The organism is Calothrix sp. FACHB-168 (assembly GCF_963889195.1).
Lineage (GTDB): Bacteria > Cyanobacteriota > Cyanobacteriia > Cyanobacteriales > Nostocaceae > Aulosira > Aulosira anomala_A.
Genome location: NZ_CAWPNJ010000059.1, coordinates 28,164 through 51,489, shown reverse-complemented (window position 1 = coordinate 51,489; position 23,326 = coordinate 28,164). Strand labels below are relative to the sequence as shown.

10 protein-coding genes and 5 pseudogenes are annotated in these 23,326 nt (G+C 38.2%); 4 read left to right on the top strand and 11 right to left on the bottom strand.

The annotated features are described in order from the left end of the window. Positions 1-103: 103 nt before the first annotated feature. Positions 104-229: pseudogene (locus AACW45_RS29970) on the top strand (IS4 family transposase); the annotation flags it as partial. Between the two features lie 71 nt (positions 230-300). Here AACW45_RS29970 and AACW45_RS29965 read toward each other — a convergent pair. Then, a pseudogene (locus AACW45_RS29965) lies at positions 301-714 on the bottom strand (cysteine peptidase family C39 domain-containing protein); the annotation flags it as partial. A gap of 31 nt (positions 715-745) precedes the next feature. On the opposite strand from AACW45_RS29965, the pseudogene AACW45_RS29960 reads away from it, so the two are divergent. Beyond that, positions 746-985: pseudogene (locus tag AACW45_RS29960) on the top strand (IS1634 family transposase); the annotation flags it as partial. A gap of 213 nt (positions 986-1,198) precedes the next feature. Here AACW45_RS29960 and AACW45_RS29955 read toward each other — a convergent pair. The 10 genes and pseudogenes from AACW45_RS29955 to AACW45_RS29910 form a co-directional block, all read right to left on the bottom strand. Continuing rightward, positions 1,199-1,537: pseudogene (locus AACW45_RS29955) on the bottom strand (transposase-like zinc-binding domain-containing protein); the annotation flags it as partial. A 54-nt stretch (positions 1,538-1,591) separates the two neighbouring features. Then, positions 1,592-1,741: pseudogene (locus tag AACW45_RS29950) on the bottom strand (TnsA endonuclease N-terminal domain-containing protein); the annotation flags it as partial. 155 nt (positions 1,742-1,896) lie between these two features. Continuing rightward, positions 1,897-3,936: a dynamin family protein gene (locus AACW45_RS29945; protein ID WP_190636727.1), complete on the bottom strand. Its 2,040-nt coding sequence runs from the start codon at positions 3,934-3,936 to the stop codon at positions 1,897-1,899. 126 nt (positions 3,937-4,062) lie between these two features. Then, positions 4,063-5,976 carry a dynamin family protein gene (locus tag AACW45_RS29940; protein WP_190636725.1) on the bottom strand — a complete coding sequence of 638 codons (1,914 nt, stop codon included), beginning with the start codon at positions 5,974-5,976 and terminating at the stop codon, positions 4,063-4,065. A gap of 128 nt (positions 5,977-6,104) precedes the next feature. After that, positions 6,105-8,411, bottom strand: a complete 2,307-nt coding sequence (locus AACW45_RS29935; protein WP_190636723.1) for a dynamin family protein — start codon at positions 8,409-8,411, stop codon at positions 6,105-6,107. A gap of 15 nt (positions 8,412-8,426) precedes the next feature. Then, positions 8,427-9,209 (bottom strand): C39 family peptidase, encoded by a 783-nt coding sequence (locus AACW45_RS29930; RefSeq protein ID WP_190636721.1) that lies wholly within the window; start codon positions 9,207-9,209, stop codon positions 8,427-8,429. 399 nt (positions 9,210-9,608) lie between these two features. Next, positions 9,609-14,096 carry an nSTAND1 domain-containing NTPase gene (locus tag AACW45_RS29925; RefSeq protein WP_190636719.1) on the bottom strand — a complete coding sequence of 1,496 codons (4,488 nt, stop codon included), beginning with the start codon at positions 14,094-14,096 and terminating at the stop codon, positions 9,609-9,611. 83 nt (positions 14,097-14,179) lie between these two features. Continuing rightward, complete coding sequence (locus tag AACW45_RS29920) at positions 14,180-15,727, bottom strand: DUF1822 family protein (protein ID WP_190636717.1); 1,548 nt, start codon at positions 15,725-15,727, stop codon at positions 14,180-14,182. Between the two features lie 15 nt (positions 15,728-15,742). Next, complete coding sequence (locus AACW45_RS29915) at positions 15,743-17,299, bottom strand: hypothetical protein (protein ID WP_190636715.1); 1,557 nt, start codon at positions 17,297-17,299, stop codon at positions 15,743-15,745. Beyond that, on the bottom strand, positions 17,296-17,442 hold the full coding sequence (locus tag AACW45_RS29910) for a hypothetical protein (RefSeq protein WP_190636713.1): 147 nt from the start codon (positions 17,440-17,442) through the stop codon (positions 17,296-17,298). The genes AACW45_RS29915 and AACW45_RS29910 overlap by 4 nt, the downstream gene beginning before the upstream one ends. A 249-nt stretch (positions 17,443-17,691) precedes the next feature. Here AACW45_RS29910 and AACW45_RS29905 point away from each other — a divergent pair, with 249 nt between their 5' ends. Both AACW45_RS29905 and AACW45_RS29900 read left to right on the top strand, forming a co-directional pair. Further along, positions 17,692-21,144, top strand: coding sequence for a two-partner secretion domain-containing protein (locus tag AACW45_RS29905; protein ID WP_190636710.1), 3,453 nt, complete (start codon positions 17,692-17,694; stop codon positions 21,142-21,144). A gap of 301 nt (positions 21,145-21,445) precedes the next feature. After that, positions 21,446-23,236, top strand: a complete 1,791-nt coding sequence (locus AACW45_RS29900) for a ShlB/FhaC/HecB family hemolysin secretion/activation protein (RefSeq protein ID WP_190636708.1) — start codon at positions 21,446-21,448, stop codon at positions 23,234-23,236. Positions 23,237-23,326 lie beyond the last annotated feature (90 nt).

The window sequence follows — 23,326 nt, the reverse complement described above, 5'->3', positions numbered from 1 at the left end:
GCTCCAGCAAAAAGTGGAATACCCGCACCCATCAAAAATGGGTTTACTTTAAGAATGAGTCGGTCAATTAACTGATTAGTAAACAGTGTTGTGGCTAAATTTTTTACAGATTATATCTGTTCCCGCACAATGGGGACATACACTATTAGATAAATTCCGCTATTTACAATCTTGTATGTGTCAGAAAATCAGTTATGTTCATTGGTTTGAGGAGATGATGTCATGTTGACTATTTTAGGCTTTTTAAACTTAGTGTCACTAAATATGTAAAGTTTTGTATCAGCATTCAACATTTCTGGTAAAAAAGCGCACTGGGTCTGGTTCGAGCAGGAGCATTACCCCGTTTGTCCATCCTTCTAGAAGCAACTTTTTTTCGAGATAGCGGATACCGACACCAAGGTCAGCCACTACGTATTTATTACCTCGCTTACCGTATAAAAATACCCAATGATAACCTTTTCAGTGGATGATAGCTGGTAGGGGGATAATTTTTTCGTTGAAGTTTTCTAGAGGTACTTTCACGGCTCTTGCATTGAAACCAAGGCTCGCTGCACCTTGTTTTAAGCCTAAGAGAGTGCTTCCTTGCTGTCCTGTACCTACTGCTTCCCGACAGCGACTAATACTAAAGGTTTTGCCATAATGTTGAGCTATCGAAGCTAGGCTAGCAGCACCACAGTCTTCTTCACTATGCTGTTGAATCAGGTGGAATTTCATTGTCTTTTACTTGGTAGCGATCGCCTATTCTAAAGTAGAAAACATTCTCCAGCGCTATCGTGTCAAAAATTTTTTCTCAACCATGATTACAGAACAGATCACTAAAAAAACTCGTCATCTTGGACGGGGACGACCATCAAAAAACTCGACCACTGAGGAATTGACAGATATTTGTCTTCAACTTCATATCCAGAAGATAGATACTGCGATTCAGTCGGCAGAAGCTTTGGCAGGGTGGCGATTGTATGTCACTAATGCCGAGTCAGCAAAGTCTCCCTCCTGAAAAACCTCATTGCGGTTGTCTGGTTTGCGGCAAGGATCTGGGTCTATTTTCGTAGGCAATTGCATATAAATGTATTCGCATTTCACCGCCGACAACTGAGTATCTGTGGAAATACTCCAGTCTTGAATGATTGCTCCAGTTAAACAGGCATGTGAACATGAATGGTGCATTTGGTCAAAGTATCTTAATCGTTGAATCAACTGGTATTTTATCTGTTGGCGGTGCCTCCGGTAAGTTTTCGCCAATTTGTTTTACCCAGTTAATTATCGTTGTGTGATAGCGAAGCGTTAGCGAGTCCGCGAGCGTCTGAACTCCTGTTTGACGTTCAATCGCTCTAAAACCTGCACCATTAACGTATGCTTTTAAGCATTCTATTTTTTTCTCATTTGAGTATCCTTTTGGTGGGCTGTAGACATCAATAAATTGGCGTTAGCGGAGCGGGGCGGAACGCACGTCGCATGATACGCAAATGTGATTTTGTTTACCTCGCCGCCACCCATTTTTCCTAATTTCAGTAGAGCCGCAGTATGGACAATTCACAGTAGAGCACCTCAATTCATCCCTCTATTATGCAACGCCAAAAATTCCTTTAAGTCACACACAATATTTTTCGGCTAGTCGTTTGAGTTCGGTTTCGGTTTTCCATTCTTCCCAGGCTGCACCATCAGTTCTGAGTACGAAGAAGTCTGGGGTATGGTAGTGACCTATTTTTCGCCCTGTTTTGTTTTGGTACTGGATTTTGAAGGGGGGTGGCTGGTTTGTGGACTTTTAGAGAAAGCTAGAGAAAATCAAAGATAAATGCAGGTAAGGGTTGACCAAAACAATTTTAGATTCTGATACAAAATTCAAAATCGAAAATCCAAAATCGATTGACCCTTACCCAGTTTTGATGACAAGAATTAAACACTTCTAATTTCTACAAGTTCCTCGGATAAGCGTTGAGCATTCCCGAGAATTCTCTCTGTTTCAGCGCGAATTTGAGCGAATTCTTGACATTGGGATTCAGTTAAAACTTCGTTACGCTCTCGCTGACCCCGTAGTTCTGCTAATGTATTTTGGGTATTATCTAGTAGAGAATCTACTTCTTGACGCACTTTTTGTTTGAGGGCATCAAAAGTATCATAAATATGATTGTTTACTGTTTGTTCAAGATGCTTATCTTGTAATTGCTTAGTAATTTCTTCCAGCACTTTTTGTTTGAAATTTTCTTTAAAGGTTTCCACGCGATCGCCACCACCAACAACCTTCGCTAACCATCCACCAGTAAAGGTAGAGACAAGTATTGCAGCAATCAGAACAGGCCAAGTTAATGGTAATCCAATCAAGCCAATTAATGCTCCAGCTCCAAATAAAGTACCCAAACTACCACCAGCACCGATCAAAGCACCTTTAGCTCCGGCTTCACGGTATCCTGTATATACACCACCGAGTCCAGTAAAAACAGCGATCGCCGCCGCCGCCGCATGGGCCCCAGCACCTCGCTTGCGGGTTGCATCAGCTTCAATTTGAACAAATTGCATTTCAATGTTATTTAGAGCCTGATCTACTGCTTCGACAAACTCGCTAAGTCGTTCTACCTCTTTTGCTAAACCCTGTTGAATTTCTAGCTGAATTTTTTCCGATAACTTTTGTCCGGCTTTTTGCACACTCTTAGAAACTTCTTTGCCTAAATTCTCTGTTAGCTTCTTGATATTTTTCAAACCTTTTGAATCAATATTTGCTTGATCAATTGCTTTGGTAGCTGCTTGCTTAAGTTCATCAGGTAGTTGATTAATTAGCGGTCGCACTCGATATTTAACATCTTCTGCTGAACGGTCAATTAATTTCATCTCTTCTGTCTGTTTGTTGCGGATAGCTTCAATTTCTGCAACACTATTATCGTAGGCTACCTGAAATTCTTCTTGCTTCATTTGTAGTGAGGATTCTTGAATATCAAGAGTTTTAAGAATTTCTGTTGAGGAAGCGATCGCACGGTTCGCAGGTACCTGTAAAAGAATTACTCCCCGCTCTTGGGTCAAAAATTTCTCTAATGCTGTTTCAAAATTTTTAAAGCCACTTTGAGTCAATAAAGCATCATCACCTTTTTGTTTAGCTTCCAAAGCTTGTTTGATATACAGACCAAATACTTTTGGTTCGCCAATTTTCTGCTTGATATTTTTATACTCTTCAGAATCTTTACCATAGTCTTCTTCTATTCTAGAAAATACATACTTTTGAATCCGACTTTTGACGCTTGCTAATACGCGCTCGGCTTGTTCGGGTGTGTAATTATCCCAAATATTGACAACAAATATAACTCGACCTAAATCGTTGGTGAGCAGCTTATTTTCTAGTAAATCACGCTCAAATTCGGAAAAAGGCGATTGAGCTAAAATCACCATAATAGCTGCATCTACTTCGGGTAAGACCGATAGAGTAACTTCAGTCATGTTATGGTCATCGTTTAACCCTGGGGTATCGATAACTTCGATGCCATTTTGACAGTATGGGATGGGATATTCGACGATCGCTTCTTTAATTGATTCGGCTTTGAGTTCAGATTCAGGAGTTAGTTTAGTGACATAGTCAGTTAACCGATCTATGGGAATTTTCTCCGTTTTCTCGTCTTTAAAAACGATTTCTACAGACGGTGTGATTCCGTAGGTAACGCGATTTAAGGTTGCAGAGCAAGGTAGAATATCAGAAGGCAAAATATCTTTACCCAACAATGCATTAATAAAGGTACTTTTACCGCGTTTAAATTCACCAACAATCGCTACAGAAAAAGTTCTTTCTGCTATCCGCTTTAATACTTCATCGATTAATTCAACTGATTTAGTTAGCTTGAGCTTTGCAGAAAATTCCTGTAACTTTCTCAAATCATTAATTAACGTCTGCTCGATTTTTTTGTGTTCGATTACGGAACCAATCTGAAAATGTTGTTCGGATGTAGCTGTCATAATTAAGTAGTCCTAAAATAAAATTTGTTTAATTGATATGAGGTTCGTGTAGGCTGAGATTTTTCTCATACTCACCCAGAATCCCAAAATAGTGTTCTCATATTTTCCTCGTGATGATAACTGGATTTATGCACTGATTTGGCTTAGTTGTTGAGAAAAATGTTGCATCTCACTGATGATTTTGGTGATTTCTACTTGGATTTTGCTAAAATACTGTTGTTTTGTCTGATTAATGACTTCTTGTTTACCACAGTATTCTGCTAGTTGATTTTGCATATCGTTTAGCATTGAATTAACTTCTGCTACTAATAGATTTTCTAGTTTTTCTATTGGTGAAAAAACTTCAGATATATATCTTGAAACTTGTTGATTGAGATTCATCGTTTTTAATTGATTTTCAATCACAGCCATAACTTGGATTGGATAGTTTTCTTTAAATTTATTAGCTCGCTGATTTCCACCAGCAGCAGCACCAATTGCAGCACCAATTCCACCTCCTATAGGCCCGAGAATAAAAAAGCCGATCGCAGCACCAGCTGCGGTTCCTACACCACTTGTTTCTTGGGTAAAACAGAAGATTTCAGAATTACCGGGAAAAGAAACTGATAAGGATTTTAATTGACTCAATTTATGATTATATTGATTGAATAAGCTAATAATTTCTAAGATTTTATGATTATCTAGTTCTAAATCATTGATAAATTGCTCGCAGAGTTGAATAAACTTTTTCAATTCTATCAAACATAAGCTTGAAGAATTTATAATTTCCGATTGAATTTGTTTAACGACATCGTTAGTAGCTTTTTGTACGGCTGTTAAGATTAATTTGGCAATATCGCTTTGTTTATCAATTGTAAATTCTGTGGAACTAATCGTACTTTTAGCAGATGCTTTCAATTGAGTTTGGAGAAGAGAATCAGAGAAATTTGCTTGTTTTTTTATATTAGATAATGTATGATTAAATGATGTCATTAACTCAGCTTTTTGCCTACGAAGTTCGTTGACGCGATGGTTAATAGTTTCTTTGGCTTTATTTAACTGAGATATTTCTACTGCAAGTTCTGATTCTTGATGCTTTACATGAGAAAGAATTTCTGTTGCATAAGTAGTAGTGCGATCGCAAGTTGTTTGTAGCTGAATCAAACCCCGCTCTTGGTTGATAACCGTCCTCAGCGCACATTCAAAATTGACAAACCAACTTTGAGCAAGTAAAGGTATGTTGCGGGTTGCTTTGGCTTCTAATGCTTGGAATGCGGAAATTCCATGAATTTGGATTTTACCAAGCTTATCCAAAATTTCCTGAGGGTGGGGTTGTTGTTCAGCCCATGCTTGGATAGATTGCTCAATGCGATCGCTAATTAGTTTAATGATTTTTTCTATGTCTGCGGGATTGAGTAAATCAATAAAATTAACCACAAATAAAATTTTGGTGATCCCATTTGCTAGTAGCTTTGTAGTTAAAAATTCTCCCTCAGTAATTCCAAATGGGGAGATAGCAGAAATTAACATGATTGCTACATCACAATGTTCGATAAATTCTGAAGTAATCGCGGTCATTTCTCCATCATCGTTTAATCCTGGTGTGTCAATAATTTCTAATTGATTCTGATAGTAAGGTATCGGGTAGTAAATTATCGATTCTTGGAGACTTTCTGCTCTTTTTTCAGCATCTGATGTTAGTTTAGTGACGAAATCTGCTAACTGTTCGAGAGAAATATTTTGCTTGCTACCATTTTTGAAACAAATTGTTGCACCCGGAGTTGCTCGATGGACAATTCTGCTGATAGTAGCAGTTGTCGCGAGAATATCCGTAGGTAAGATATGCTGACCAATAAAAGCATTGATAAAAGTACTTTTACCACAGTTGAAGTTACCAAATACCCCGATAGTAAACGAATTAGTTTCTAAATGTTCGAGAGTATCATCGATTTTAACTCTTAAGTTTGCAAGATAAAGTTTTTGAGAATAGCTTTGCAACTGCTGAAGATAATTCGTCAGCGTAAATACTGATTTTCTGTAATCTAAAGTTGGAAAATTCATAGTATTTCTCGTCTAAGAAAGCAAGTATACAGTGCAAAAGTAGATTTCATATTTGCAGATTACTTACTGACAAGTACCTATAGCTTTAGGCTCGTAATTGTGCGGTCATTGCAATTACGAGCCTAAAATTATAGATGTTTGCTAATTTCTACTTTTAAAGCTGTAGCTGAGGTAATCATTTCTTGCCAAATCGCCTCATTTTCACCTACGACTAAGCTTTCTGCTGCTATATTTTTTGCTGACTCCCAAGTCGATTGTTGACGTTTGGTATCATCGATTAATTGCTGATATAAATTACTCATACGTTTAGCTACTTGCTCGCAATGTTCTGCAAAGGCTCGGTCAATAATTTCGGGGAGTTTATCTTTAATTAATTGTCGCTGTTCTTCTAGGGTTTTATTTAAAAAACCTTCGCTTAAAACCGCTATTCCCATGTTAGCCATTACTCCAACAGGCCCACCAAAAATATAACCACCAATCATTGCCATGCTACTACCAATTCTCGCCATTAAGCGATATTGTTGAATGTCAATAATTTCTAGCTGGGGTTGCATATTTTCTGGTTGATAGTTATTATCTATGGGTGATGCTAAAACAATAGCACTTTCACCTTTCCAATTCATTTTAATATCAAAAACTCTACTGACCTCTACTTGCAGCCATTCAAAATCACTGGCGATCGCCTGTAATAAAAATCCTTCTGATTTCTTACCAATAGCAGGTAATTCCCTACGTAATCTAAAGGGTAATTCCTTCTCCCACCAGAATTTAGGATTGGGTGTGCGACTCAATTCAAAACTCAGAATATCGATAAAATCTTCTTTGAAATCAAGAATTTTGTCCTGTAATTTTTGTAAACATTTATTTTTTCGATTGTCAAGTTCTCGACAAATTTTTTGCCAGTTAAATGCGGCTTTTTTGGCTTGTGCTTGCGCTTGCTGCAAAGCTTTTTCTTTTGCAACCGGATCGATCCGCGCAGAGATAATTGCATTTTCGCTAATTTTAATCAAATTACTCAAGCTATCCGCTAGCTGTGCAGCGACTTGTTGACTGCGTAAAGCACGACGAGAACCGGATACCATTGTGGCAATTTGACAGCGTACTGCTTCTAATGTCAAGGCTTCGCTATCGTCGTTAACTGGATGTAAAGGTAAAATTGGGATATTTTCTGAGACTTTCCTCACCCGTTGACAAATATGCTCAAATAGCCTGTTTCTTTCGGAACAGGCTATTGTGTCTAAATGAGATACAACTACTAATATCCGATTAATGTGTCTGCCGATGACTTGCTGTTTGAGAAAAGCAGTTTCTGTCAAACTAAAAGGAGCGATCGCACTTACAACCATCACCACTGCATCGCAACGATCGAGTACGTTAAACACTAACGATGTCCGCACCCCATCTAAATCAGAGGTTCCTGGAGTATCAACTAATTCAATGTCAAGCTTTTGTAACCAAGGTTCATCTAAAGTTAACTGTACTCCGGCGATCGCTTCTTGACTAGCAGCTGTATCTGTAGCTAATAAATCATCCCACGAAGACATATCCAAAGGTCGAACCTGAGTACCCTGACGGGAATGTACTTCCATCCGTTCTGGATTTCCATCAGCAATCGAAGTTAAAACTGCGGTAGTGGGAACAATTCCTACGGGAACGACACATCGATTCAACAAGCGATTAACTAAGGTGCTTTTACCCCGATTAAATTCTCCGACTAATCCAACCCGAAAACCAGGTAAATTCAGCAGTGTTGTTAATTTTTGCATTTCTGCAACTACGGCAGTTAATCCAGATGACTCGGCTAAATGCAAACTTTGATGCAGCCAATGATTCACCTGTGGAGTCAAGTCTGGGGAAGTCAGAATGGGGGAAGAACATGGAACATCATAACGCAACCATGCTTTACTCTCTGGAATTAAAGCCCAATAATAAGGATAAATAGCAGCAGGTAAAAGTGCAGCATAATGTACCGCAAGGGAACTCAAATCGACTTCTCCATAAGATGGAGTTGCCAAAATACGATCTAAAGCCGCATATAGATTATTTTCCTTGCGAGTCCGAGATGCTGGATTTAAAATCAAATTTGCCGCAGTCGGATATAGGGAAATTGCCGAACCACGCAGCGATGCTATATCTTGACGATCGCGCAGATCGATAGTTTGCACTACTTGGCGATCGCACCATGACCATTCTACAGATCCCCAAGGAGCCTTCCATTGTTGAGTATCTCCCTCTGATGCGGGTACAACTAACAAAGAAATTAGCTGCCAATTTCCCTGTTTATTTACGGGTACTGGCGGTAAAGCAATAGTCTCTAAAGTTACCCATTTTCTGAGGCTTGGTGTTTTGTGGATGCTGCGCGGTAAAGCTCCAACTCCCGTCTGTTTATCAGTTTTTACAGAAACTTGTCTAAGTATATCTCTATCTATCGGCATTTTTGCACCTCTTTTTTATACAACTTCCGGACTATCTGCGACTACTAACAAATTCCCATAGTCTTCCCAAGCATTGAGAAAATCTTCTGCATCGACAACTTTCATTTGACCATTAGGAGTCCCGCTATCATTAAGGATGATTCTGACGCTACCATCTGGCTCCGTGTCGATTCCTGTCACCCAAACTGCATGACCTCCATTCGCTTGTTCTAGAGGAGAACCAGTCATCGGGTCTTTGAGGGGGTTCCAAATTTCGTGAGCATCAAGTCCGACAATCACCTTGTCACCCTTTTCTAGAGCATCAGCAATATCTTCTAAGCTGGCGTTATAGCTTTTTTCGCAGGGTACACCATAATGTTCCAAAAACTTACCGATTTGTTCTGGGGTCGTTCCCGTTTCGGGGTCAAACCAGCCATTCGCTTCTGCAACTTGACAAGCTTGTGCTTCGCTAATTTCAATTCCTGTAATCGATTCCAAAACGCTGACTTGAGCCACTACAGCGCAAGAATTACTACCTTGTTGTTTTTGCCAATATTGTGCATCCTCAATCGGATTTCCCCAACCATCGAATTGGGAAGGATGCCAATTATCATCGGATGCTAACCATTCATTGTAGTTTTGTGCATCTGCACTCAGATAATAGTTGTCATCTGCTTGTTTCAAAGTTTTCGGAGGTTCGCGATCGCCCGATGAACTCGGATTTTTATCCCCACCAAAGTTGTCTGTATCCTCTTGTTGTAAGTTATGGTCTAGGTCGAGCCACTCATCCAAAATCGAAAAAATACCGTTAGCAAACATCTTGTTAACCTTTACAAATTTTTATATATCTATAACTCGGCGCTTTTATGGTAAGGTGATATATTTACCAACAAACATATGTGCCAGAAACTTGGTACTTGACTCCTAAATGACCCAGCAGAAAAAAGCCAAAGGGCTGTTCCAAATATTTATCGGGTATGATTTTGTCAAATATGCAGATGCGACCCTAATAAATATTTGAACATAAGTCTGGAAATAATTGTTGCTAAAATGGCGTAAAAGTCCGCAATAAAATCCTTTTGACTTTTGTACGGGCGGGTTTCATCAACATATCTGTTTTCTCTGTGAAAATGTCCCAAAACCAGCCCATACTGACTTTTGACTGCTGCTGCATGAGTACTACTTTATACAGTATTTTTGCCGAAAAAAGATATCTGATTAAATGTCGCACAGGTGTTGTTTTGCTTTGCCTTGGGGATTATTCTGTAAATAGTTACGCACCCAATCACAACCACGGGCTGTTAAGTTTTTTAAATCTAAACTCCATAAAATGGCAATACCGTCGTTACCAGCAGAAGCAATAGTTTTACCATCTGGGCTAAAATCAACGCTATTAATACCTCCTTTGTGTCCTCGCAGGGTTGCGAGTAAACTACCATTGAGACTCCACAATTTAACTGCGCTGTCTTCGCTAGCAGACACGATAAATTGATTATCTGGGCTAAAAGCTACGCTATTTACGATGTCAGTATGTCCTGTTAATGTGTGTAGTAAACTACCATCCAGGCTCCATAATTTAATTGTCTGGTCTTGACTAGCTGAAGCGATGATTTGACCGTCCAAAGACCAAGCAATATTCATGACGCGATCACTATGTCCAGTAATTGTTTGTAATAATTCTCCTTGTAAATTCCACAATTTCACGGTGCGATCGCTACCACCAGAAGCCAGGATTTTGCCGTCGGGAGACCAAGCAACGGCTAATACTTCACGATCGTGAGCAGGAATAGTTGTGACTAAAACTCCGTTCCGTCTCCATATTTTTACTGTACTATCAGCACTTGCTGTAGCAATTAAATCATTATCTGGGCTGAAAAAAATATCAAACACCCTTGCTGTATGTCCATGCAGAGATTGAATTAAGGAACCATCTCGACTCCAGATTTTTACTGTATTATCTTTTGCTGCTGTAGCAATAGTTACGTTATCAGGGCTAAAAGCAGCACTAATATAAGTTTGTTCTTCCCCAAACTCAAGCTGCTGCTGTCCGTCGGGTTGCCAAAGTCGAATTTTACCTTGTTGTTCTGTGGTGATAATCTGCTGTCCGCTAGGGCTAAAGTTGATATCTAATAGAGGTTTACCAACAGCTTGTAAAATTACGGGTACGGCTCCAGTAATGCTCCAGGTTCGTACAGTCCCATCCGTACTTGCAGAAGCAATACTTTGACCGTCCGGGCTGAAGCTAATACTGTTGACGCTGTTAGTATGTCCGGTAAAAGTTTGCTGTAATTTGCCTTTTGTATCCCAAAGTTTGACCGTTCCGTCTTTACTCCCAGAAGCAAGTATATTACCGTTGGGGCTAAATTTGAGGTGATAAATCGTATCGTTATGGGCGATAAAAGTTTTAATCTGTTGATATTGGGGATTATTCAGCGAAGTATTTCTCTGCCAAAGTTTAATCGTTTTATCTTCATCGGCACTAGCGGTAGCAATTAAATTACCATCGGGGCTAAAAGCAACGCTATCTACTTGGTCGGTATGTCCGGTGAGAGTTTGTAACAAAGTTCCATCTAACTTCCACAATTTTGCGGTATTATCCCAACCAGCAGAAGCTATGATATTTCCATCAGGGCTAAAAGTAACGTTGAAAACTGTATCTGTATGCCCAACAAAAGTATGAATTAAAGCGCCATCTAAGTTCCATAATTTTACAGTTTTATCTTCACTGGCAGTCGCAATTTTTTTACCATCTGGTGCCCAAGCAACACCCAAGACGCTGTGATTATGTCCGGTAATTGTTCTAATTAAAGTTCCATTTAGACTCCAGATTTTGACTGTGCGATCAAAACTAGCTGTAGCAATTAGCTGTCCATCAGGACTAAAAGCAACATCAAAAACAGTATCTGTATGTCCTAATAAAGTATTAACTAAAGTTCCATCCTTGCGCCAAATTTTGGCGACTCGATCGAAACCAGCAGAAACAAGATGCTCACCATCAGCAGACCAAGACACACTCATGACGCGATCGCTGTGTGCTTCTAGACGATTGCTTTCTCTAACCTTGTAAAGTGCTTGCTGGAGTACAGTTGCAACTTGGATACTTGTATCTGGGTTAGCGTTAAATTTTTGGATTAATTTGGCAGCTTTTAAGCTTTCTAATAAAGAGTCGAATTCTTTACCCGCAAGTAATAGATTTTCCGAAAAGGTGTTAATGGCGGTGATTTCGATTAATTGTTTTTGTAATTCGGCTCTTTGCCATTGCCAACAAGCTATCCCTGCTAAACCGATAGCTAAAATTAAACCACTGGTTAATGCCGCAATTCGAGCCTGTCTTTGCTGTTCTTTTTCTTGTTGCTCTGTGTTGCGTTGGTTAATGCTGGTTTGAATAAAATTTTGTTCATCGTAGCTTAATTCTGCCTGTCTGCGTTGTAGCCAATCTTCTGCTTCTACTAGCAAGAAACCTCGTAATAAAGCTTCTTGGTCTTGATTGCTTTTATCCCATTGCACCATCGCCATTCGCAGTCGTTCTTGCCAACTACGAAAATCGCGGTTTTGCTGCATCCAACGCTGTAATTCTCCCCAATTGTTAATTAATGTTTCGTGGGCGATTTCTACAGTTTCGCCACCTTTCCTCTCCCCGGTGACTACTAAACGAGCAGAAGCTAATTGTGCGACTAAATCCCAATTATCCCCGACATCAGCCTTGGTGGCGATTCGTCGGGTATCTTCGGTTCCTTCTCCTGGTTGCACCAATTGGATAAAAATTTGTTCGGCTCGTTTGCGCTCTACTCGATCTAGTTGAGTATAAATTTTTTGAGCGTGGTTTGTTAAAGCTTTTTCAACACCACCAATCTCTTGATAAGCTTCAAGGGATAAAATACCATGTTGCTGTTTTGACCATAACTGAGTCAGAGCAAATTCTAATAGCGGTAATTTACCTGGTTGTTGGTGGATATCGTTGATGATGCACTCTACTAATCCCGATTGCAAACTTACCCCCCGTTTTTGTGCGGGAAGCGCGATCGCTGCTTGCAATTCTTGGCGATTCATGGGAATTATCAGTTCTGGGGGATACTGCTGTAATGCTTTGGCGAGAGGTTCGTATTCTAAAACTCTACCGCAAAAATCCGCCCGTAAGGTCAATACTAAAGTCAATCCCGGTACGCTATTGACTGCTGTGAGTAAAGTATCTAAAAATAATAACCGTTCTGCTTCAGAAACTAAGGTGTAAAGTTCTTCAAACTGGTCGGCAACTAATAATAGCCTGTGACCATCAATCGCCTGGGATAATACATCTGGGTACTGTTGTAGTTGTTGTGCGCTCAAAGCCGTTAAATTTACAGATAATAATGCCGTTGCTAAAGCATCAAAAGGACTATTCCCAGGACGAAAACAGGCAATTTTTAGCGGAAATTCTAATGTTATTTGCTCACGCAAGCGAGGGATTAAACCTGCAAATACTGCGCTAGATTTACCGCTTCCACTTGCACCGACTACCGCTACTAACTTTTTATATTTAACTGCTTCTATTAGTTTATTTATCAAAGCTTCTCGTCCGTAAAACACCGATGCATCTTCTGCTTGAAAAGCTGATAAACCTTTGTATGGACAAGGAGGAATACCTCCTAATTTCTGCCAAGATATATTGTCTGCTGCAGGATAGGAACAAATTACAGGTAGCCAACTAGCACAAGGATATTTATCTAGACTGTGGAGTCTTTTTCGTGCTTCCCGCACACACAGATGCAAAGATTTACCTTCTCGAAAAGGTGTCAGAAAGTATTCTAAAAATTTCTGAGCAGCTTCATCTGCAATTCTTTCTTGCATGACGATCGATGCAGGTAAACGTACATCTTCTAGTTGCTTGGCTAAATGCAATCCATCACAAGAATTGAAGATAGCTAGCCGCAAACCGTTGGCGATCGCATTTTTCAAAGCAAATTTTAATTCATTGATGGTCAAACTTTGGCTTTGGTTAAGATAAAATCTTCCTTGCCCATCAATAAAATCACTGGAACTATGCCCAGCAAAAAATAGAATGTCCCAGGTTTGTTGCCAAAGTTCGCTACTTAATTGTTCAACTTGGGGGTTAATTAGGGGTAATATCTCAGCATCGGGTAATTTTTGCTGTAAGAATTCTAAATCTTTCCCTACCTGAATATCTGGACTTTCTCCCAAAATCACCAAAATTTTAACTCGTTGTTGGTGATTTTGTGGTGGTGCTATGATTAACTGCTGATATTCAAGAGGGCTAAAACTAATTTCTGCTTGCCGATAATCCTCGATAATTTTCCATAAATGCCAAGGTAGCTGCCGTAATTGAATATTTTCTGTTTGAATAATTAGACGAATTTCCTCATCAGGATTTATATACTTGAGAAATCCCTCTTTCACAGGGCGAAAAGTTTCAGAATCGAGCCAAATATTCAGACTATTGCCTAAGATTAAAGCTAGTTTGCGACAATCTTGAGTTGTAGAAATATTAGTTACTTGAGCTTTTTTACGTTCTAATCCCCGAAAAGGTAATGCTAGTTGACGATAGGCTAACTGCCAGTTTTTGTAATATTGAATCATCTCTGGCATTGGTGGTAAGCAGCCTTGAATAACCGTTGTGGGACAACTATTATTATTGCCAATTTCGAGAATAACTGAAAATCCCTGTTCAAAGTTGCCTTGGATAAATTTGAGGACAACTAGTTTTATCATGGTGATTTCCTGATAGCATTTTAGATAGTTATTGCCTTTTGTGGGAAGATTGATGTAAGTGATAAATTGCAATTACAAGCTTACTAGCTGACAAATTCTTCGGTATAGCTAACATCTCCTAAAGCTATTTTGGCGAAGAAACTATCACCAGCTTGATATGTAAACTCTAACTGGATACAGTTATCGGCATCTCTGGCTGTTACTTGATCAAATACTTCTTGTGTTGCATCTAGTATAATTAGCTGTAAACCTGGTGGTAAGTGAATCTGATGACCTGTAGGCAAAACTTTGAGTAAAACTGCAACTTTATGATCGTCTTTGGGCATTAAGTAAACTAGCAAAACTAAAGATTTTTCTTCTATTGTTATACCCAAATCAATTTTGCGACATCTACCAATAGCTTTGGGATGATTATGAGTATCAATTTTTCCTAAAGTTAAAGCAACTTGCCAGCGTAAATCATCATCTTGGTTATTGGTTAATAGCTGAGATAATAGCTGAGACAAAGCTGCTATAGCTTGTTGATTGTTGTTACCAATTTCTCCTAAACTTTCAATTGCTTGTTGGCGATGCCATTTGTTTTTACTATTATTCAATATTCCAATTAAAGCCGCGATCGCTTCTAAATTACCCGGTGCAATTGTCCCTAAACATTCAGCTGCTTTCAACCGTTTTTCTTCATCTATTTCTGAATGCAAAAGCTCGATTAAAGCGGGAATTGCTGTTGTATGTTCGCTAATAGTTTTCTCCTGATGATATCCTCCTCTCCATCCGTAAGCCAGATTCGCTTCTTTTGAACCAAGAAGTTCTTCAAAAGTATGCCAAGATTTATCAAACCATCCTTGTAACCAATCGGATAAATTAATTTTTGGATCTGGGGTTGCTTGGATTTGTCGATACAATTGATTTCGGAAATTTGGCTCTACTAATATTCCAGCCCAATCGCCAAAATCGAAATCTAAACGAGGAGAATACCATAAAGGAATATCTATCTTTCTGATTAATTCTCTTGCTTGCTGTGCGGATATTTTTGGTAAACTAATATTAACTTGATTCAGTTTTTTTTCGGGCAAGATAGCTTTTTCAATCAACATTACGTTCAAATCTATAGTTAGTTGATTTCTAGATAGCGAGTAAATACGTGTAATCTTGTTATATTCTGCTTTCTCCTTGATGGTATGGTAATTTGCATATCCTAAAATTCTTAACCAGCGTTCTTCTGGATTTACCTGTATGAGTACGTAATAATCTGCTTCCCATCCTGGAATATCAACCCATTCTTGCTGTATGCAGAATTCTTCGACAATACTGTCTTCAGTAGGAATAACTGTAATGCGATTGTTACCAAGCTGCAAAGAACTACCATTGAGAAATTCCCAAAGGCGATCGCAATCTTTTTCACTAGGTAATAATGAAATTTTTTCTGGTAATTCTAGATATTCTTCCAGCCAACTTCTAAAAGCATTCAGACACAAACGATTAAGAAAAGCATTCCAGCGTGCTGCTTCATAAGCATATCCTGCAACTGAGGATAAAATATCTTGTTCATCTTCTTGAGAAAAAGCTAGCCAATTTTCTTCAGCATCGATGATTGCAAATTTTGGCGATTCTATTTTCATTTTTGATTTCATTGTATTACCTCCATTTTAATTATTTGGTTGACTGACATTAATTTTCAACCAATCTAAAACAAGAACCATAACCTTTTCTGCTGCTATTCCTCCTGTTTGGAGAGTAATATCAAAATTGGCTTGTATTTGCTGAATAATTAGTTGGTGCGAGTTGATAAGATTATTTGCTAATATACTGCTACTTTCCAACTCTGATATTTTTTCTACAAATCGCAGCACATTTTCATTGTTGATTGTTTCATTAAGTTCTCTAGTTTGTTGGTTATTCACCTTTACAGGTGATAAAACCTGCTCAAAAATGGAATTCAACACTTCTAAATAATATTTGTGTAACAAACTACCTACAGCAGGTTTAATCTTCATTTCTTTAAGAAAATTGGTATCGATATGGCTATTTAAAACTATATTATAAGGGTAATTATTGCTTGTCTGTTGTTGCTCTACCCAAATACAGATTTGTTTTAATAGCTTAGGTACAACTCTATCCTCACATCGACAAACTGTCGAGTTAAGTGGTCGATTTTCTCTATCCAACCATGACATTTCTCTAGCAACTTCTACTTGTGTCATTTCCAATCCGTATCTCAAGAATAAAACTTTCTTTTCTTCTAGTTGCAGTTCTTGAAAAATATCTATACTTGATAATTTTGTCATCAAGCGATTAACTAATTGGCGTACTTCTTGTTGCTCTAATGCTTTATCAGGCAGAGTTGAAACATCAACTAAATCTTTTGTATAAGCATTGTCATCTTCATTTAAAACATCAATAGATTCGATTTTAGGAAATAAATATTCTCTAGCTGCGGGGATACAAAAGTCATGTAACCATTTTTGAGCTTGACTAGAGTCAATGGGTGATTGATGACTTAATTTATTGTATCGTTTAGCAATAGCTAGCCAATGCTCTTGATTAGGAGATATTCTGCCGCGAACAGCAGTACAAATTTCGTTAAAGCACTCCCAAACTAGGCAGTATTGACTCAGCAAAGGTTCTGTGTGTCCATCAAAACTTAAAGCATTAATTCGCTGTCTTGGACCCAATTTACGCAATAGACCATAACCACTAATTCTTGTATTTTTGCTAGCGAAAATACCATCATGAATCACACCTTTCATTTTTACTTCAGTATAACGTAATAAATAAGGTGATTTTCTTTGAAAATTTTCGTAGAAATTTCGCGGATTACTTGCTGCTAACCATGCATACTGATAAACTGCATCTAAAGAGTTTTCTAGTAGCAATAGTTGATTACTATTTTGTCTTTCTCTTAAGGTTTTAAAAACGCTTTTAGCTATTGTATAGCCAATATTTTCTAAATAAGCAGATAAATGTTTATCCGCTAATGCCAATTGATGATTATCTAAATTTTCTAGACAATATATCGCAAAATCTTGGGCATTGGTGATAGAGTTAACACCTAATAAACTTGTAACACTAGCTTGTAATTGTGCATCGATTCGCCAATAAGGTTTTTTAATCGTGCGATTTTGATGAAAATCTTGCCAACCCCGAAAACGCTGGGAAAACGAGCGGATAATGTCAGCTTGAGTTTGAGATAAATTTGTAGTCATAAATTTATCTCCTGATTACTCAGATCTAAGCAAGCTAAAGAAGAAAATTCGACCTGCTGAGAGAAACGGCGATCGCTTCCTTGCTCTACGCTCAAATCCTGATGATCACTGGGTAGTGATTGTTCGTACATGCTCTGGGTCATTTACATCTCCTCTCAAAGGGACGCAATCTTATCCTTGCTAAATACACCATCGTGGCGAGTTAGCGAATTATGCAATAAACATCTTAATTTTTTTATTGCGCTTTGCGAGTCATTTGTCATTTGTCAGTAGTCAGTTTTTGAATGTAATATTTTTTACTTAAAAAAACTTATCCTTTTGACTAGAAGTTATAGAGTTAAGATACTAAAATGCAAAAGTAATTAAAAGAACATTTATACTATCAGTATTAAATGAAGCTATATTTGCAGTTAGCAGTTACAACCCTCTTAACAATATTCATTCCCTTTGTTGCAAATAAAACTTGGGCGCAGATAATTCCCGATAATACTCTCGGTGCAGAAAATTCAATTGTCACGCCAATTACAGGTTTATCTATAGATTTTATTGAAGGTGGAGCGATACGCAATCAAAATTTATTTCATAGTTTTCAAGAATTTAATATTAGTGAAACTGGCGCTGCTTACTTTGATAATCCTTTAGGGATTAGAAATATTATTACTAGAGTCACAGGAAATAACTCGTCTCAAATTTACGGAATTCTTGGTGTTATCGGAGATGCAAATTTATTTTTTATCAATCCGCAAGGAATTATTTTTGGCAGAAACGCTACTTTAGACTTACAAGGTAATTTTATTGCTTCGACCGCAAGTAGTTTACTTTTTGATGGTGGAATTGAGTTTAGTGCAGTTACTCCCCAAGCTTCACCTTTACTATCAATTGATATCCCGATTGGGTTGAAATTTCGAGAGCAACCCCAACCCATAAATGTCGAAGGTTTTGGTATTTTAGGTAATGTTTTAGGATTTGGTTTACAACTCCAGCCAGGAAAAACCTTAGCACTGGTTGGTGGTGATGTAAATTTAATCGAAGGAAGTTTAATTTCTCGGGGAGGAAGGCTAGAACTAGGAGGAATATCAACACCAGGGACGGTAAACTTAAATTTTGACAATAGTAATTTCAGCATAGATTATCCTACATCTACACCAAAAGCTAATATTTCTATTTTAGACAGTGTGATTGATTTAAATTCCAATCAAGGTGGTAGCCTGGTTATTAATGCGAATAATTTAGAATATTCTGGGAGCTTGATTCAAGCAGCGATTACTGTTGATAATACTGCAACTAACAATAGAGGTGCAGATCTTTTCATCAATGCTACCGGAAAAATGTCAATGATAAATAATAGTTTGATTCTTGGTGGCATTGATGCAGGAGCAAGAGGGAATAGTGGTGATATAAATATAAATGTAGGTTCTTTTGTGGCGACTGATAATAGTTTTATTTCCAGTAGTATTCAAGGAGAGGGTACTCTGGGGAATATTTCCATCAAAGCCTTGGAATTAATTTCATTTGATAGCAGTCGGATATTTAATGCTGTGAACGACGGTGCTATAGGTAGGGGTGCTGCTATTAAACTAGATGCAGAAAATATCCAGTTAAATAATGGTACAAGAATATCTACAAGTATTTTCGGAACAGGTGAGGGTGGAGAAATTTCTTTAAAGGCTAATAATCAAATCTCTGTAAGTAATAGTTTTGTTACTAGTGGTTTAGATGCGCTTGAGGCGAAAGGAGAAGCTGGTAACATCAAGATTGAGGCTAATTCTATATTATTAAATGAAAGTGCAACTGTATCTGCCAGTACTAGCGGTCAAGGTAATGCTGGAAATATTTTGCTGAGAGCAAATGATTTATCTCTATCAGATGATGCATCTGTAGTTAGTAGTGTAGATTTTGAGTCAGAAGGGAAAGGAGGAAATATTGATATTGAATCTAATTATTTATTAATAGAAAATAGCGCGGCTATTTTTGCCAATTCTTTTGGTAAAGGTAACTCTGGAAATATTTTCATAGATGCAGATAAAGATGTTGTATTAAAGAATGATAGTTTTATTTCTAGTGGAATTTTCTTAGGCTTGAATCCAGATGGTTCTGTTTTTATACCTGAAAATAGTAAATTATTTCAAGGTGGAAATATTTCTATCAAAACAAATACGCTATCACTAACCAATAATTCGAGCTTAAGTGCTAGCACAATTGGTTTTGCAAATGCTGGCAATATATTAATCAATTCTGACAATTTAGTCTCTCTCGATAACAGCGAAATTTCTACCGTTGCTAGTCCCACTTCTCAAGGACTATCTGAAGCTATAGGTAATGCTGGAGATATTACAATTAATGTAGAAAAAGGCTCGCTTTCTTTAGTAAATGGTGGAAGATTACAATCTGCTACTTCTACTCAAGGTAATGCGGGTAAAATTACAACCAAAGCTAGAGACTCGATATTTATTAGTAATGAAGAAAGTTTGATTATTAGCTTTGCAACACCTGCTGTTGAAGGTGCAACAGTTGGTAGAGGAGGTGAGATGGAGATGCAAACGAGTTTATTTTCTTTAAGTGATGGTGCTAAGGTTATTTCTAGTACACTTGGATCAAAGAATTCAGGAAATATATTTATAGAAGCTAATAATGTTAATCTTAATCGGGGATTTTTGACGACTCAAACTGGAAGTCCAACAAATATAGGTAATGGTGGTAACGCTGGAGAATTAAAAATTAATTCAGGAACTCTGCGGGTGCAAAATGGTGGATTGATATCGAGTGAAACTTTTAATAGTGGAATTGGCGGAAAATTAACAGTAAATGCAACCGATTTAGTTGAAGTAAGCGGGATTTCTCCTGTTACTCAAAGAAACAGTGCTATCACCACAGCAACAAGCGGTACTGGTAATGCTGGAGATATGCAAATTACTACCCCACGTTTGCTGGTAGAAAATCGCGGAACTATATCAGGTTCAACTTTAACTAGTAGCGGTAAAGGGGGAACCCTCAAGTTAAATACAGGGGAGTTAACGATTCGAGATAGCGCGAAAGTAACAGTTAGTAGTCAAGGAGGAGGAGATGCGGGTGATATCGAGATATTGTCTTTTTTTATTTCCCTAGATAATCAAGGAGCGATCGCCGCAGATACAGCTTCGGGAAATGGGGGAAATATTAGCTTGCAAAATTCTGATTTAATTCTCATGGATCGTGGGAGTGAAATCTCTACTAGTGCAGGTATTTCTCGCGCCTCTGGTAATGGTGGTAATATCAACATTGATACAAATTTTTTAGTTGCTATTCCTCAAGAAAATAACGATATTAAGGCTAATTCTTTTGGGGGTAGAGGTGGTGCAATTAATATCAATACTCAAAGAGTCTTTGGGTTAGAAATTCGCAATGAATTAACTCCTTTGAGTGATATTACAGCTTTTTCTCAGTTTTCTCCCACGCTTAATGGTGAAATCACTTTAAATACCCCCGATGTAGACCCTTCTCAAGGTGTAGTAGAACTACCCCAAACTATTATCGATCCGGATGCATTAGTTGCTCAAAATCCTTGTACGCAGCGTGCTGGAAGCGAATTTATTGTGACGGGAAGAGGGGGTTTACCAGCAAATCCGAGTCAAGTTTTAAGTGGAGATAGTAACCTAGAGGTAAATTTAATTGAACCTGTAAGTTCCAGCAGTTTATCAGGTCAATCTGGTGATTTCTTATTGGTAAATCTTCCTTTCTCTCAAACCTCAACTCAGATATTACCTGCTACTGGATGGATAGTTAACGAGAAAGATGAAGTGATACTTACAACTGATAATTCGCGAAAATCCGATAATCACTCTGATGGTTGTGCATATCCTAAATAAACATGAAAATTCGATTTATGCTGTGGGAGGTAGAATAATTTTGGCTGATTAACTACAACCTTTACTGGATAACATTCCCAACTTTTCTAATTGAGCAAATAAAAACCTAAAACAACAAAGTATCAAAAATGATAACTTTGTTGTTTTAGGTATTATTAACAGCTCTTTGTTGCTTACCTGCATCCTTATATCGTTAATAGTTCTGTATAATATGCAGCTAATTAGTAGAAATTTTGGAATTTTTCACTGTTAAATTTTGACGTAATTTCACAAACAGCTGGCTTTGTATGAGAACAGTTATATGATAAATTTTAAGTATAATTACTCTCTTCCTATTCACAAAACTAGATTACATGGCAAAGTTGAATACAGAGAATCTCAACGGGGATATCTGATTTATGGGATAATATTTGGGGCGATCGCCACCCTATTTAGTCCAGGTGTCTTTGCTCAGACTACTACAATTACTCAAATACCTTCTCCAGTCACCCCCACCGTTCCCGAACCACCCCCCACTCCGGTTAGACCTCCTGAAGAACAACCCCTAGGAATTCCCTCTCCCAGTCAAACTCAACCAAAACCAATACCAATTCCGGGTACATTTATTATTAAACAGATTGAATTTAGCGGTAATACAGCTTTTAGCAATCAAGAATTAATTACAGATAAAAATATTCAACAACTTTTAAATCAACCAATCACCTTTACTCAACTTCTGCAAATCGAAGAAATTATTAACAAAAAATATCAAGATGCAGGATATATAAATTCAGGTGCGGTTATTCCCGCAGGACAAAAATTTCCCCGCAGAGGTGGTACTCTGAAAATTCAGATTGTGGAAGGGGGTATCGAAGCAATCAAAGTCAGAGGTATGCGCAGACTTAACCCCGGGTATATTAGCAGTCGTTTAGCCCTGGCGACAAAAAAGCCTTTAAATCGTAACCATTTATTGGAAGCACTGCAACTATTGCAACTCGACCCCTTAATTCAAAATATTTCCGCCAATTTAACTGCTGGAGTCAATCCAGAATTAAGTTTATTAGAAGTCACAGTTGTAGAAGCAGACTCCTTTTCAACTCGCATCTTTGCAGATAACGGTCGCGCACCCAGCGTCGGTACTTTTCGTAGAGGTATCCAGATTAACGAGCGCAATTTATTGGGTTGGGGTGATGGAATTAGAGCTACTTACACAAATACCGATGGTAGTAACGCTTGGGAAATTGGCTATATAGTCCCCTTAAGTCCCAGAAATGAGACAATTACGTTTAACTATAGCAGAAATAATACTGAAGTCATCGAAGCACCATTTGACCGTTTAGATATTCTCGGCGATTCATCGGCTTGGGAAATAAGTCTGCGTTTACCTCTATTGCAAAAACCATCCCAGGAATTTGCTTTAGGTTTAACTCTATCCCAACAGGAAAGTAAAACCAAACTCCTGGGATTTGACTTTCCCTTATCTCCAGGTGCAGACGAAAATGGTAGAACTCGCATCTCTGCATTACGATTTTTTCAAGAATGGACAACCCGCAATCCGCGAGAAGTTTTTGCGGTGCGATCGCAATTTAATATCGGTATAGACGCATTCAACGCCACAACTAATAATACACCACCAGACACCCGCTTTTTTAGCTGGCGCACTCAAGGTCAATATGTACGCTTGCTTGCACCAGAAACCTTACTTTTGTTACGTTCCGACTTGCAATTGGCTGGTAGTTCCCTTGTACCCTTAGAACAATTTGCGATCGGTGGATTTGGTAGCGTCAGAGGTTATCGACAAGATTTATTACTAACAGATAACGGTGCGTTTTTATCCGCAGAGGTGCAAATACCAATTCTAAGAGTACCAGAATCGCGGGGGATTTTGCGAATTGCGCCATTTATTGATTTTGGTGTGGGTTGGAACAGTTCAACAGAAACAAGGGGAGATACTAATACTCTGCTAGCAACAGGTCTGGGTTTGCAATGGCAAATGGGAAACTCCTTGGATATTCGCTTGGATTGGGGGATACCGTTAATTGATGGTGGAGGGGGAAAAAAGACATTACAAGAAAATGGTTTGTATTTTTCGGTTAATTATAGTCCGTTTTAGAACTTTGATTTTTTCGCTCTTATTAGTCAATTTTTGTAAAAACTACTTGTAAATTGCCGAATATGTCTCTAATTTAAGTTTTATTCCCAT